Consider the following 14,158-nt stretch of genomic DNA (forward strand, 5'->3'; position numbering starts at 1 on the left):
CCCGCCCCACCCCCCCAGCACCCCCCCCATCTTTTAGTTTATGACGTTGCGCAGTTTCCATACCACCCCCGCCCCCCCGTGGGGCGCCCCCGCCTTTGGGTTTAACCGGCGATGCCGCCGCGCGCTGGCTTCAGCGTCGACTGGCTGACATGGCAATCACAGTCACCGCATGCTCCACGGCGTAAACGGGGTCACGCGACTCACCCTTCACCTGGGCATCCGCTTCCGCGATGACCTGGATGGAACGGATCAGGCCTTCGGGCGTCCAGCGGCGGACGTCACGCTGCGCCTGCTCTACAAGCCACGGCTGCATTCCCAGGTTCTTGGCGATGGTCGCCGGAGAACCGTTGGCTCCGGCAACTTTGGCCAGGGTGCGCAGCTTGGCCGCCAGCGCCGCAACCAGGGGAACAGGATCGACGCCGGTGGCCAGTGCGTGCCTCAGGGTGGACAGCGCCACTGGCCCATTGCCGGCCATTGCAGCATCGGCCACCTTGAATGCCGTAGCTTCCACTCGGCCACCGTAATAGCGTTCCACCGTCTCCGCCGTCACGGCGGTAGTGGCGTCGGCAATCAGTTGGTTGCACGCTGCTGCAAGTTCGGAAAGGTTCGCGCCCACGGCGTTCACTAGTGCCTGGACAGCTTCGCCCTCAATGCGGCGACCTCCGGCCCTGAATTCGGAGACGACAAACGCGGTCTTGTCTGAGTCCTTCTTCATCGGCTGGCAGTCGATCACTGGCCATCCCGCGGACTTCACGGCGTCGAGCAGCTTCTTGCCACGGACTCCCCCGGCATGACGCAGGACAAGGACAACGTCCTGGTCCGGATGCTGGAGGTAGGCCAATCCGTCGGCCAGGAAAGCATCATTCATTGCCTCGAGGCCCTCGACCTCGATGAGCTTGCCCTCGCCAAAAAGCGACGGCGTGACGGTCATGGCTAGGTAACCGGACTCGTAGGAGCTTGCGTTCAGTCGGCTGAGCTCGACATCCGGAGTAGTGGCCCGCACCTGGGTGCGGATGCCATCCATTGCGCGGATCCCAAGGTATTCTTCCGGGCCCATGATGAGGACTACGGCGGCGGGCGCCGCTTCCCGCCAGCTGACGGTGTTTGCCGCGGCACTCTTGGCCCGGGTGTTTTGGGCAGCAGCCACAGATGGTTCCTTCCGGATGTTACTTTGCAGGCTTCAAGTCTGCCATGCTTGCGCCTTGCACCGCGCTCCAGGAGCACCGTCACAACACCGTGCAGGCCCATGACGTGCCGCTTCACAGCCGCAGGATGCAGCGCCGCCCAGACGACCAGCACAGTCACGACCGATGAGAGCACCATAGCCATCATTCCGATCGGCCCCTCAGCCCAGGGCAAAGCAGCTCCAGGCAAACCGGCAAAGAACCGTGCCAGCCCCGCAACCATCCCCGCGCAGGTCCCCGCAACGGCGATCGGCACCACCGCCAGCCAGGGCAGGACCGTGGCCAGCGGCGCAGCGATCGTCCCAAAAATAGTCACCGGCGCCACCAAAGGACCCGCCGCCACGTTGGCGATCAGGGCATACGGCGTGAACTGAGGCTGAAGTGCCACAATCACCGGCCCGCACAACAACTGCGCCGACAAAGGCACCGCAATTCCGGCAGCCAACCACCGTGGTACCCACAACGGAATCCACGACGCAATACGGGTGGCAAGCAGCACAATCCCGAGCGTAGCCAGAACCGACAAGAGAAACCCCACGTTGGCTGCCATGGCCGGGTCCAGCAACAGCAGAATCGTCGTGGCGAGGCAGAGGAAAGTCAAGGACCGGCCCCGTAATCCGCCCGTAAGGGCAGCCAAGCCCACAGCTCCCATGACCGCAGCCCGCAAGACACTCGGGTCCGGCCCAACCATCACGACGAACGACAACAGACCGCACGCAGCGAACGCCCCGGCGGCCGGGCGTACCAGCCGGAAGCAACGCGCCAACAGCCAAGGGCCGGGGTGACGGACAGTGAGTGCCGCCCACCCCGGAACCTAAAAACGGGCACTCGACGTCTTCCCTCGCATTGTCAGCCGCCAGAGCGCCTCAATGAGTGGCAGACTACAATAGGACCCTAGACCAAAATGTGTCATGAGGCCTTATCAAACGAGGAATCTTTGACTAATAGATTTGCCAAACATCGCATCAAAGTATTAGTAATCGGCTCCACGGGATTTATCGGAAGCCGCGTGATGACGGAACTTGATTCGTGCGATAACGTGGAAGTTTCCATAATGACCAGAAGACGGTATAGCGTCCCCAATCACCCAAGAATAAAAGTCTTGCTTGGTGACGTAACCGACCTCACCTCCTTAAACCTCGCTATCAGAGACTTCGAGGTTGTAGTCAATGCTGCCTCGTACGTCGGAGATGATCCCCTTAGAGCACAACAAGTGAATCACCTCGGTGCTGAAAATGTCGCCCATGCATGGAAATCCTCCGGCGCACGAAAACTGATCCACATCAGCACGACCGCCGTGTATGGCACGGGACCTCACCGATCTCACCCGGCCAACCCTACGGTCTATAAACCCGACTCGGTCGTCAGCCAGACCCGGGCGGCAGGGGAAGCATCCATTCTCAACCTCGGCGGAATAGTCATCCGACCAAATCTCATTTATGGGCCGGGGGACCAATGGTTTATCCCAGGAATTATCCGGCTCTTCAGGACGCTTGGCACCCAAATTGACAATGGGGCCGCCAAAATTTCCGTGGTTGACGTTGCAGACTTGGGGCGTCTCGTTTCTGCTTTGGCGACTTCCCCCGCACCCCTAGATGGCGCCTTCCATGCAGCTAACCCGACCCCCACAACACTCGCACGTCTCGCATATACGATCAGGCGCGAGGTCAGCCCGTTACAGATAGAGGGGACTACAACTCTCGACGAGGCCGTTCGCATTCTCGAGCCGGCCGGCTTCCGCCCCCACCAAGTCAAAATGGTAGGCATGGACCATCACTATGAATCGCAGAATCTCTGGGATCTAGCCGAATTAGGCAAGACCTCACCGACGATTTCGCGCGAAGCGGTAGACTGGTATCGTTTAGTTGCGAAGATTTGAAACAACATTCCAGATCCGAGGCATAGTTTGCAGCGCCCCCACACATCCCCACCCCCCAGAATGGAGTCCGAGGGCGGAGCGCCCACCGGCGGCTTCACGGAACCGTCAGCTTGCCAGGCAACGCAGCTCCCAGCTAAGCCGGACATTGATATAATAGATGAATCACCCCAGATTGAAGGATTAGTGTTGAATCAGAGCCGTGCCGTTGAAACGCGAAGGAATATTCTCTACGCGGCAGCGCGTGTTTTCGAGCGCAAGGGATATTCGGCAGCCACAATTGCCGAAATACTGGCTGAGGCCGACGTAACGAAGGGTGCATTGTATTTCCACTTTGAGTCGAAGGAAGCCCTCGCAAACGTAATTGTGGAGGAACAGTCAAACTGGATCGACGAGAACACCGACCCCCGCATCTCGCCTATACAGAGAAGCATCGATCTCAGCTACCGGTTTATTGAAGCTCTCCAAAATGATCCCCTCGTACGGGCTAGTATTCGACTCACCCTGGAACGAAATACTTTCGGCACGGACAATCCATCACCGTACGTAAGCTGGGTCTCTCTCCTCGCAGACATGCTGGAAAACGCAGCTGCACAAGGCCTGCTACTACCGCATGTCAGCCCACAAGATGCCGCGCACCTGCTTGCATCAGCAGTCACCGGAACACAGTTGACATCGGAAGCGATCACACACAGATCGGACCTTAAATACCGAATAGAACAGATGTGGGTAATTCTGCTGCCGGCATTGGTCCCTTCCAGTCTGCTACCGGCGCTGAACTCAACAGCACCGGCCGAAACCTCTGCCGCCTAGAATCAACCACTCAGCAACTGACAAGGCGAAATCTGCCGGGAGGGGTTAATATAGCCCGTTACGGTAGAGAGGCTTGCCCGGAATGGGTGCTGGATATGGCTACAATGGCGAGAGTCCTTCCCAATTGCTTGAAAATGAATGAGCACTCATCGCCGCTTGGGCCATCAGGAACGTCCGTCGCGATCTGAACGGGCTCGTGCAGTTCCCCGTAATTGAAGAATCGCGCACTGATGACGTTGAACGAAGGATCTCCTCCTCTATTCAGTGCGAATGCCTGCCTGGCAGCGTCGATGACCAGCATTCCTGGAATATGGTCCGCAGGGTGATCAAACAGCCATTTATGTGATGTGTTGATAAGCAGATCACCACCGCCCTCATTCAGAAGGACGTCCTCTTCACAAGTCCGCCCCACATGGGAGGCCTCTGCTCTGAGCCCGGGCGAACGGAACTCCTTGGGCTCGGCGCCGTTGCGCACCCGATGGTACGAGTGTTGTTCCAAGACGATCAATTTCCCCCGCCCTGTCCCAATAATGGCTTTATCGAGCCGGAATGTAACCCTGATGCCCAGTCCAATGAGGCGAGTGCCGCTGAAGTCAGGAGTGAGTTCCAGCCAGAGATCCGGCGTTCCAGTCATGCGACAAGAGTCAAGGCTGATCCCGATGTGCTGTAACGAAAAGGCCGATTCCAGCGGCACGCCATACATGGAATGCGCAACGATGATGACGGCCTGGCGGAAAGTCTCTAACGCCAGCATAGGATCACTCATGCCTTGAGATGCAAGACAGTGATACTCCTGCTCCGCTGCCCATGAGGCCGTCAGCTCTGCAGTGTTCTCACACGTGCTTCGCCACCGGGCTATGAAGTTGGCGGCCGCACTGACTTTATGCACAAGGCGATCCTCAGCCGGACGCCATTCAGCGAAAGCTTGACCGGGCAAGTATGCCTCCGCAGCGAGCAGAGCCCCCCCTCCATTGATGTGACTTTGCGTCATCAAATCCCCCCCTAAGAAACCATCCATGCGGTTTTTTAGAGATTAGTCCAATTGGAGGTGAAACTCACAACGCGCAGGTTCCTCCGGCATGTTCCGTAACAAGTAACGAACTTTTGACATGTACGACTAAGGTTGGCGGCCGCTTGATCACGACAGACCAGTCATCGGGTTATGCATCTCCGAGGTCGAGCTCATTTCCGAGGTCTTCGGCGACCGCCCTCCTGTATATGGACTCCGCCGTGGCCACGTCCAGGGCCCCCAGCCCGAAAGGTGAGCAAACGATGGGCCTTTCGGTAGCCTGCACCTGAGCATCCCGGCGAAGCAGTGACGGAATTTCAAGAACGGAAAGTTCGTTGGGGCCGTATGCGTCGACGGCCAAGTTCAGGGATGTTCGCTCCCTACAAGCGTGCTCGAAATCATCTACAACGTTCACGGCATCGCGAAGTACTGCCGGTGTCAGGTCGCGCAATGATAGGTGCAGAATGATCTGCCCGGGCCGAAATCGATGATCCAGGTAAGGCTCACCGGCGGTTGTGGCCAGCAGAACAACATTCTGGACCAATGCGTCCTCCACGGATCCTACGATCGCATCGACTCCCTCAAGGAGTAAGCGGTCTACTGTCGCTTGAGCTCGCAGCGGATCTACGTCAGAGACAACAACGCGACCAAGGCCAAGAACATGTCGAATGTAGTCAGTCGTCGTCGATGCTATGAGTCCAGAACCGACAATGCCTACGTTCGGCCGCTGGGTTCCGCCAACAACTTGTAATGTGAGTGCTGCTGACGCCGCGGTACGGGCGGCATTCACGGGGGCAGCACTCAAGACGGCCTTGAGATATCCCGAATCCATCGAATTCAGTAGGATCGTTGCGCCAGCGCGCTGAAGCCCTCGACCTGTGTTTGCCGGAACGCTGGACACCCATTTCATTCCCGCAACATCGAACAATTCGTCCTTGACTCTGGACAACAGAGCGATAATTCGATCCCCGGGCCTATCGGGAAATTTCAGAAACGTCGACTGCGGCGTTGAGCTGCTTCCCACGCCATGGGCTAAATAGGCTCTTCTCACAGCATCGAGAACCAAGTCCTTATCCTGAAGGACATAAGAGACAACACGAGCGTCAAGAAAATGAATTTTTGTCACAGAAAGCAACCTTCGATAGTTTTTGGAAGATGAAAATCTATTGGGGACGTCGTTCTTCGGCAACGCGCCCGTCTCCTCACCTCGAATAATCAGGGACCGCGGCGGAGGAAGAACGCAGGTAGTCACGAGCTTCTATGAACGGCGCCAAGGGCGGAGTGAAGTACATAGTTCCAGCAATCCCACCCCTTCGAAGGGTCGCGCCAATGTGAACCGGCGGGACCAGACCCGAAGCCGCGATCGAATCCACGTCAAATCCGAATGGAACACCGCGTTGTCTTAACGCCGGGATCCTAAGGTTTGGATGCTCTGTCCACGCTATGTCGTACATGGATTCCGTAAGCCGACTCATGTCCTGCGGCGTTCCTACCGAACCCGGACTCATACACGGAGCAGCGGCAGCCGAAACTGCACCAAGACCTAGCGTCTCCATCAGCAGGCTGTCGCCTCCGCTGTACCCCAGGAGCTCGCGTTCGCTCCTGCCTACGAGCCGGATGGGGACATCCGAGATCGGCGGAAGCGCGGTACGGAACCAGCGGCCGGGAGCACCAGCGACTCTGATCGCAAATTCCTTCTCATTCATGGACATCGCCGTGAGAATTGAGCTTCCAGGTACATCGGCAGCAGCCTCGCTGACTACTTTTGCAGCGGCCATGGCAACATGCAGGAAATGGAAGTCGGCTGACACCAGATAGCCCAGAAGAGAATGAACAGCAGCATTGTCCCAGGAACCACGAACCTTGATGATGCGCTCCTGGATGGCCGCCCTAAAAATGTAGCCGGCGGCGTTCTGCCGCCCATGCATTTCATCGCCCATGGACAAGGCTTCGACCATCATTGGCATCAGCGCGATGGGTGCCATACGCACGTAATGCCCCAATGCGGGTCCGATGACATCGCGAACGAGTTTGAGGTTGCTGTCTACGCATGCGTTCCAGGAACCAAATGTTAGTGACTCCGCGTGACCGCCCTCGTTCAGACGGCACATTGCAATTCTTCCGGACGTTCGATCACGAACAACCAAAACCGGCATGGACGCGCTGCAAACACCTGTCAACGACCCGACAGTGCCGTGATCCTGGCTCGAGGCAAGTTTTATTCGACCCGATCTGATGCCGGCGTCCGCTTCATAAGGATTTGAGGCGAGGCCTTCGAAGATGGAAGCACCGATAATGGCTCCTCGTTGGCATCCGTCATAGTCCTCCCAATCCATGATTGGTCCGGAGACAAGGACCATATTCGCCGACATATCGGGCACTGTGTCGATCGCGCTCACGACGTCAACCAGCTCCGGTTCGACACTTGCCATGGCTGAGGTAGCAATCGTGTTGGGACTGAGCTTGGTTGAAAGGCGTGGCCCCATGGACGTTGTAGCAGTCAAGAGAGCTCCTAGTAGAGGCTTCAATCTGGGAGCTGAAGGTCTGGAAGCTGGCTTCCCAGCGAGAACCGCGCTTTCCAGCGTCAGCAGCTAGTCCAACTTTACATACAAACCGACCATGTGGTTTTCTTTTCTTGGCAGCACACTCCGCTCGCGTCGAACAGATGCGAGTTGGGTGCCATCAGGCCGAGAACAGCGACCCCCATCTATCGGGCCGCCAACCGGAGGACGAAATTTTGATCTACAACAGCGCTCACGAAATTGCCCTGGACGACTGCTTTCTTCGCATGGATACTCTTGTTCCCGGCTCGGAGTTGTTCCTGAAAGTTGAGGGCCTGAACGCCGCAGGCTCCATCAAGTTGAAACCAGCGTTGGCTATGGTTGAGGCCGCAGAGAGGCGTGGTGAGCTGCAACCCTACTCTCAGATTGTCGAGTCCTCTTCGGGAAACCTGGGCATCGCACTTGCCATGGTTGCAGCCAGCAAAGGTTATGGCTTCCTATGCGTGGTCGATCCCAACGCCTCCCGACAGAGCATCGGAACGATGCGCGCCTACGGCGCCACAGTCGTAGAGGTCGCCACCAGAGATGCAAACGGCGGTTATCTCGGAGCCCGTGTCGAAAAGGTCAACTCCCTTCTACAGGAGGATCCAAGTCGTATTTGGCTGAACCAATACTCAAATCCTGCAAATCCCGCAGCACACGCTTCCACCACTGCCACACAGATTCTGAGTGCTATTGGCCGCGTCGACTATCTCTACGTCGGCACGGGAACGGCTGGAACTCTTATGGGTTGCGTAAAGCACTTTCGTCAGTACTCGCCAAAAACCGTGATCGTTGCAGTGGATTCAATGGGCTCTGTGACTTTTGGCGAGCAGGCTGGCCCACGCCATATTCCAGGACTCGGCGCAAGTCGGCCCAGCTCGCTCTACCGCGAGGGGGCCCCGGACAGAACTTCGCTCGTTGCCGAACGTGACGCCGTGTCGATGTGCCAAACGATGGCCAAGCAGCATGGAGTTCTATTGGGCGGGTCGACAGGATCAGTTTTGGCAGCAGTCGAGATGGACAGCCACAGCATCCCAGCCGGCTCCAAGGTCGTAACCCTCTCTCCCGACTTGGGCGAGAAGTACATCAACACCATTTACAACGACGACTGGGTCGATATGAAATACGGCCTACTTGGCTCCTCGGAAGCCATCGCCGGAGAACCTAAGAGCTATGGCAAGGGCAAAGTCGACCCCACCATTCATCCACTGCAAGTCGTGTAGGGACTTCTGCATAGCATCCAAACGTGAAGCACCACTTCTCTAGCTCTTCCAAAGACCAAAAGTGTACGCAAAGGCGGAATCAAAGTTCTCATGACTTCACATAATCCCAGCACTGTTCTAGCACCGCCAGAAGCAGAGCTGATCAATCTTGTAGTTGAACGGATATCCAAGCAGTTTCCCTGGTATGCAGAACTCGCCAAGACTGACGCCCCTTCACTTTCCACCCTGCCGTTGATCAATCAAGCCATTCTTGAAAAGCATTATTACCTGGAGACACAGGTCCCGAACGGAACGGATACATACTTCACGTCAGGAACCTCCGGCGGAACTCGGAAGCGGATCCTGTACGGGGAAGACGATGACAACGCCTACGTCGCTCAGCGGCGCCAACTCTTCGATCGCTTCCTTACCGGGGTACCCCGCGGGTCAAACGCTGTCGCTGATCTGGGTACCGGTCATGCAGCGGCATCTGCCAGGAGAATCTTCGAGGAGATGGGCCTTCAGTCCTTTGACATAGACTTCCAGCGGCCGATCAGTGAACACATCAGCCTGCTGAATGAGTGGCAACCTGACGTACTCTTCACGATGCCGATGATCCTTGACCAATTGATGCAGCAGTCAGCCGCGCTGCAAATAAGCCCACGCAAAATCATCGTGGTGGGAGATCTCGCTACAGCGGCGTGGCGTCAAAGAGTGGCCTCGCATTTTGGGATTCAGTTCAATGACGTTCTCGATCTCTTCGGGTCAATCGAAATCGGTGCGATTGCGTATTCAGACGCAACGACTGGCCGCTACAAATTCCATTCGCACATTATCCCAGAGTTAGTGAACTACGAGGAGGTGACACGAGGCCATGCGCGAGGCAGCCGCAGCGGCTCTGGAATCCTTGTGTTGACTTCAATTAGCCGACGTTATTTCCCGGCGATTCGTTATGTGACGGGCGACTCAATCACCGACTTGCGCAAGGAGACTTCGGGCGAATGGACCTTTGAACGTATCGAAGGCAGGCAGGTCGGAGATTTCAAGCATGGCGAACGTATCAGCAGTCATGACCTTTGCGAGGCCATGGCCACCGTATTCCCCGCTCAGCCTTTTGAAGTACTCGACGGAAATGCAATGACTATCCGCGTTGTGGGTAGCGTTTCGGATAACCAAAGGAAGGAATTCCGTCGCTACGTGCATCATGCCTCCCCTGATATCGCCGTCATGACAGATGCAGGACTCGTAGGTGAAATACTCATCCAATCCGTTAACTCATCGGATGCATTGGTCAGTGGCGCCAAGCGTCGTTTTAACGTTCGCAGCTCCTGATGTGCGGCATTGCAGGAACAGTTACCTTTGACGGGTCAAGGGTAAGCGACCGTTTCACCGAAACGGCGTGCGAGGTGATGAAACACCGCGGACCGGACGAAGTTGGATACTTCAATGCCCCGGATGCAGCTCTCGGAATGTGCCGCCTATCAATCATCGGTTTGCATGGTGGTAGCCAACCTCTGTTCAGCCGCGATCGTTCAGTGGTGTGTGTCGTCAACGGTGAGATCTACAACCACATGCAGCTGAGAGCCGAGCTGGAGCGCTCGGGCTACGACGTCGATGGCACAAGTGACGTGGCCGTGATTCCCGCCCTGTACCAAAGGTACGGCGATTCTTTCGTCACGCATCTCCATGGGATGTTCGCTATAGCGCTCCTGGACATAAATCTACAACGAGTCATTCTGGCAACAGACAGAACCGGCAAAAAGCCTTTGCTGCATGCAACCTCAGCTTCCGGACAGCTCGTTTTCGCGTCCGAGATGCAAGCCTTGCTGACACATCCAGGCATAGGACGTTCCACATGTCCCACAGCGATTGATGCCTACCTGAGCTATAGAGTCGTCCCGGCGCCCGCGACGATATACCAGGATGTCAAAAAGGTACCGCCGGCCACCTTGATATCGCTGGAATCATCAGGCACGCGCACTTGGCAGTACTGGGATTTTCCATTTACAGCTGAGCTTCAGGACGAACCCGAAGAAGAACTTGTAGCCACGATCGATGCCCTGCTGCATCAAGCTGTTCAGGATCGTCTGGAGTCAGAAGTTCCATTGGGTGCCATGCTCTCCGGCGGCCTCGATTCCAGTTTGGTTGTTGCCTTGGCTGCGAAAAAGTCGTCAGAACCTCTGCACACCTTCTCCGTGGGCTTCGATCACCCAGACTTCGACGAGTCGGTATTTGCAAAGGAAGTCTCCGACTACTGCTCCACAATTCACCACAACGTGCAGTTGAACGCATCACACGCAGCCGCAAGCATCGACCGGATCCTTCGTCACATGGGTGAACCCTATGCCTTCCCGTCCGCCATCGCTTCCGATGCCATGTACGCCTTGGCTAGGAAGACGGTCGAAGTAGTCCTCACCGGAGACGGTTCTGACGAAGTATTCTGCGGATACAGGCGCTATAAGTCACTCCTTTCACTCCCCCACGGGAACTTGGCGGATGACTATGAAGGCATACTGGTCGACGGTCTCAGCCAGGCGAACAAAGCACTTCTGTATTCAGATTCAATCAAGAATGCGCTTGGCAACTTCCCTGAAAACCATCTGTCTCACCGGTTCGAGCTGACCGACAGAAAGAGTCCACGACTAGATCGAGCGATGCATGTCGATGCCCGGTTCTGGCTGCCAGATGCCCAACTGGTGAAGATTGATCGCATGTCCATGGCAAACTCCATAGAGCCGCGGAGTCCTTTTCTGGATCATCGACTGATTGATTATGTTGCTCGCATTCCAGCAGCACGCAAGATGGTTGATCTAAATGAAAAGGCTCTGCTCAAATCCATGGCGGTCAACTACCTCCCATCAAGTATCGTCAACCGACGAAAACAGGAGCTGGCTGTCCCTCTTGAGGGTTGGCTGACCACATCACTTCGACCTGCAATTCAGTCAACGCTGCTGTCCGAGGAATCTCTTTCACGGGACTATTTCGATGCAGATGCTTTGCGCATCTTCGTAACCGACTTCAGGCCCGAAAACGCATACGCCCTTTGGACACTTTTCATGCTTGAAAGATGGCATCTACTCCAAACCGGAACTCCCGACCCGATATCCGTCTGAAAGGACTGCTAAATGAAAACTCAACCCATTGGTGAATTCTCGACGCCTGCTGAAGCTGCCCGCTTGAAAGGTAAGTACGACCACGAGCGCATGCAATCAGAGCTTCGCACAGCTACCCGTGAATCCTGGAGCAAGCAACGTTCATATAACGAACACGGCGTTGGAGCCGAAACCGAAGCCGACTGGCGTTGCCTGGCGTTGAGAAGCCCAGGCGGGGACCCCAGCCGGACCGATCCCGGTGGACCCGGCCCGGAACTTTTTTCCGACACAAAATGGATGTCAGAGTTGCCCTACCTGCGGGAGGTTCTCAACAGCATTCCCGCGCCGATGCATGCCGTCCGTCTCATGGCACTTGGTCCCGGAACCGTGGGAATGACCCACGATGATCCGAAGTACAGCCCAAAGTACGGCGTCCTGAGACTGCATATACCAGTAGTCACCAACCCCGACGCACGGACCATTCTCGACGGAAAACCTCACCACTGGGAACCTGGCGAGTTCTGGTTCGGAGATTTCAGCCGGCTGCACCACGTAGAGAATCTTGGTCCCGAACACCGCACGCATCTGGTGATGGATACCCTTGCAGTGCCAGGCACGGCGTCACTCTTTCCAGAAGAATGGAGCGAATACTTTGCCAGCGGTGATGTCCTTTTCAACAGGCAGCCTTCTCCCTTGCGTGAAGACGAAATGCGCAAGTTCGAATGCGACCTCAAGATTCCCTTTGGTTTCACTCTCTGGGAAGAATATTGGCCCTTGGAAGGCCATGCCGACGATGAACAGGCCAGCATCCGACTGGATGCCTCCGGCCTCGCTCTATCACCAACGGATGGCCAACCGATCGTATTGGTGCATGTTGGGGATGGGGAATTCAGGTTCTCCGGCTGGAGTGAAGAACGCACGATTCAATTGTTCCCGGGAGGTCCCAACCCGACAGCCGTTCTACGGCTTCGGGCTGGCCGCGACGTAATCGAGCGCGTCATTCCGATTCGCCCCACGCCATGACCGCTCAGTCGTCACCTCCGAGGGATCCAGTCGTCCTGGTCGTCACAGACCTTGTCGTCTTCCGGCGCCACACTGCGCTGATCGGCGAGATTCGACGCCAAGGATGCGAACCGGCATTCATCTTTGGTCCAGAGACGGATCCTCAGGAATTGGCAGCATGGAGAAACTCCCCGGGTATGCCGCTTGCTGGACTCGATTTGATCTTCCATGTCACTGATACCGACCTCGTATCCCTCATCCATCCGGTTCGTGAAATTCAGCGCAAGTTTCAGATTGCCGGGCTCATTTGTTGTGGCGAGGTGTTTGTTGAAGCGGCCGGGGTCCTGAGCGAGTCGCTCTGTCTCCCCGGCCCCGGCAGCCATGCTGCACGTGTAGCGCGGAACAAGGCACTACAGCGCCTCAGTGTTCCTTCGCTGTCACCCACATGGCATCTTATCGGTACGGACAGGGACACAACCTCAGCTTCTGGCATCGCATTCCCGGCCATACTCAAGCCCACAGGCCGGATGTCCAGTTCAGGTGTCTATGAGGTGAGCTCCCAGGAACAGCTGAGGGATCTCATCGAGTCATATCGACCCGATGAAGAACTCTTGCTCGAATCCCGAGTGAGAGGGCAGGAGTACTCAATCGAATCAGTTGTCGTTGCCGGAGTGATTCGTTGGGTCGGCGTGACTGCAAAAGATACGAACGAGTCAAGCACCAGCTATTTCACCGAAGTTGGTCACACCTCCCCCGCGCATGAACTTGACAGTAGAGATATCGAGACTCTTCTGGCAGCCAATGAACTGCTGCTGGAGCAGATAAAGCTGTGCACAGGCATAAGCCACGCTGAATTTCGAATGACGCCGTCAGGACCCGTTCTCATGGAGGTCGCGGCCCGTCCTCCGGGAGATGCAATCTCAAAGCTATGGCTCTTGGCAACAGGCATATCCTTTGAGGCGACAATGGTGGCCCTGGCCCTGGGGCTGGAGCCAGAGACGCGGCATAGCGTGCGTCGAGCTCGACAAGTGTTCCTGGATCAGCCGACCGGTGTCCTGCAATCAGTAACGTGTGAGGCTGACGTCCCGGTTACGTGGATTCACGAAAGCCACATATGGCCGGAATTTGAACCCGCCGCACCTGATGCGCCGGCCAGATTATGCGCTGTCATCGTAGGCAAACGACCGGGCGATCGCGTTGGTCCCGTGCGGGACTCATCAGAACGTTGCGTATCAATTGTCGTTGATTGCGCATTGGACGAAGACATTGCGGCCATTACGGAAAATCTTGCCAGCTACGTGCAGACCACCTATACGGATACATCGGATGTCAGGAAGCTGACAGAGGTGCCGTCTTGATCAACAGTGAAGCCTATTTTAGCAGCCCAGTAGGTTCGGTCGGATCTCAGAGATGGGCCGAACTCGCCGGAACGAGCTT

12 protein-coding genes are annotated in these 14,158 nt (G+C 56.5%); 7 read left to right on the plus strand and 5 right to left on the minus strand.

Annotated features, from left to right (window positions below):
- Positions 1-130 precede the first annotated feature (130 nt).
- Together holA and LN996_RS08655 are read right to left on the minus strand one after the other, a co-directional pair.
- Positions 131-1,147, minus strand: a complete 1,017-nt coding sequence (gene holA, locus LN996_RS08650; RefSeq protein ID WP_231339991.1) for a DNA polymerase III subunit delta — start codon at positions 1,145-1,147, stop codon at positions 131-133.
- Positions 1,066-1,950, minus strand: coding sequence for a ComEC/Rec2 family competence protein (locus tag LN996_RS08655; RefSeq protein ID WP_231339992.1), 885 nt, complete (start codon positions 1,948-1,950; stop codon positions 1,066-1,068). Before LN996_RS08655 ends, holA begins: the two co-directional genes overlap by 82 nt.
- 138 nt (positions 1,951-2,088) lie before the next feature.
- Here LN996_RS08655 and LN996_RS08660 point away from each other — a divergent pair, with 138 nt between their 5' ends.
- Together LN996_RS08660 and LN996_RS08665 are read left to right on the plus strand one after the other, a co-directional pair.
- Complete coding sequence (locus tag LN996_RS08660; RefSeq protein WP_256491495.1) at positions 2,089-3,063, plus strand: NAD(P)-dependent oxidoreductase; 975 nt, start codon at positions 2,089-2,091, stop codon at positions 3,061-3,063.
- 183 nt (positions 3,064-3,246) lie between these two features.
- On the plus strand, positions 3,247-3,873 hold the full coding sequence (locus tag LN996_RS08665) for a ScbR family autoregulator-binding transcription factor (RefSeq protein ID WP_231339993.1): 627 nt from the start codon (positions 3,247-3,249) through the stop codon (positions 3,871-3,873).
- Between the two features lie 58 nt (positions 3,874-3,931).
- Here the strand turns inward: LN996_RS08665 and LN996_RS08670 are convergent, their stop codons facing one another.
- The 3 genes from LN996_RS08670 to LN996_RS08680 form a co-directional block, all read right to left on the minus strand.
- Entirely contained in the window at positions 3,932-4,891 is a 960-nt protein-coding gene (locus LN996_RS08670) for an AfsA-related hotdog domain-containing protein (RefSeq protein ID WP_308102708.1), read from the minus strand.
- 142 nt (positions 4,892-5,033) lie between these two features.
- Positions 5,034-6,071 (minus strand): hypothetical protein, encoded by a 1,038-nt coding sequence (locus LN996_RS08675; RefSeq protein ID WP_231339994.1) that lies wholly within the window; start codon positions 6,069-6,071, stop codon positions 5,034-5,036.
- Positions 6,072-6,084: 13 nt separating this feature from the next.
- Positions 6,085-7,386, minus strand: coding sequence for a DUF1116 domain-containing protein (locus LN996_RS08680; protein ID WP_231339995.1), 1,302 nt, complete (start codon positions 7,384-7,386; stop codon positions 6,085-6,087).
- Positions 7,387-7,619: 233 nt separating this feature from the next.
- Between LN996_RS08680 and sbnA the strand changes: the two genes are divergently transcribed.
- From sbnA to LN996_RS08705, 5 genes are all read left to right on the plus strand, one after another.
- On the plus strand, positions 7,620-8,648 hold the full coding sequence (gene sbnA, locus LN996_RS08685) for a 2,3-diaminopropionate biosynthesis protein SbnA (RefSeq protein WP_231339996.1): 1,029 nt from the start codon (positions 7,620-7,622) through the stop codon (positions 8,646-8,648).
- 90 nt (positions 8,649-8,738) lie between these two features.
- On the plus strand, positions 8,739-9,959 hold the full coding sequence (locus LN996_RS08690) for a hypothetical protein (RefSeq protein ID WP_231339997.1): 1,221 nt from the start codon (positions 8,739-8,741) through the stop codon (positions 9,957-9,959).
- On the plus strand, positions 9,959-11,740 hold the full coding sequence (gene asnB, locus LN996_RS08695; protein WP_231339998.1) for an asparagine synthase (glutamine-hydrolyzing): 1,782 nt from the start codon (positions 9,959-9,961) through the stop codon (positions 11,738-11,740). Before LN996_RS08690 ends, asnB begins: the two co-directional genes overlap by 1 nt.
- 12 nt (positions 11,741-11,752) lie before the next feature.
- Complete coding sequence (locus LN996_RS08700; protein ID WP_231339999.1) at positions 11,753-12,742, plus strand: aspartyl/asparaginyl beta-hydroxylase domain-containing protein; 990 nt, start codon at positions 11,753-11,755, stop codon at positions 12,740-12,742.
- A gap of 176 nt (positions 12,743-12,918) precedes the next feature.
- Positions 12,919-14,079 carry an acetyl-CoA carboxylase biotin carboxylase subunit family protein gene (locus LN996_RS08705; RefSeq protein WP_231340000.1) on the plus strand — a complete coding sequence of 387 codons (1,161 nt, stop codon included), beginning with the start codon at positions 12,919-12,921 and terminating at the stop codon, positions 14,077-14,079.
- The last annotated feature ends 79 nt before the right edge of the window (positions 14,080-14,158 follow it).

It is taken from the genome of Arthrobacter sp. AK01 (genome assembly GCF_021109375.1).
Lineage (GTDB): Bacteria > Actinomycetota > Actinomycetes > Actinomycetales > Micrococcaceae > Arthrobacter.

What these genes read in the sequence shown, in the direction of transcription:
- LN996_RS08705 (WP_231340000.1), top strand. Translation starts at nt 12,919, where the DNA reads ATGCCGCTTGCTGGACTCGATTTGATCTTCCATGTCACTGATACCGAC.
- LN996_RS08700 (WP_231339999.1), top strand. Translation starts at nt 11,753, where the DNA reads ATGAAAACTCAACCCATTGGTGAATTCTCGACGCCTGCTGAAGCTGCC.
- LN996_RS08660 (WP_256491495.1), top strand. Translation starts at nt 2,089, where the DNA reads ATGTGTCATGAGGCCTTATCAAACGAGGAATCTTTGACTAATAGATTT.
- LN996_RS08670 (WP_308102708.1), bottom strand. Translation starts at nt 4,891, where the DNA reads ATGGATGGTTTCTTAGGGGGGGATTTGATGACGCAAAGTCACATCAAT.
- asnB (WP_231339998.1), top strand. Translation starts at nt 9,959, where the DNA reads ATGTGCGGCATTGCAGGAACAGTTACCTTTGACGGGTCAAGGGTAAGC.
- LN996_RS08690 (WP_231339997.1), top strand. Translation starts at nt 8,739, where the DNA reads ATGACTTCACATAATCCCAGCACTGTTCTAGCACCGCCAGAAGCAGAG.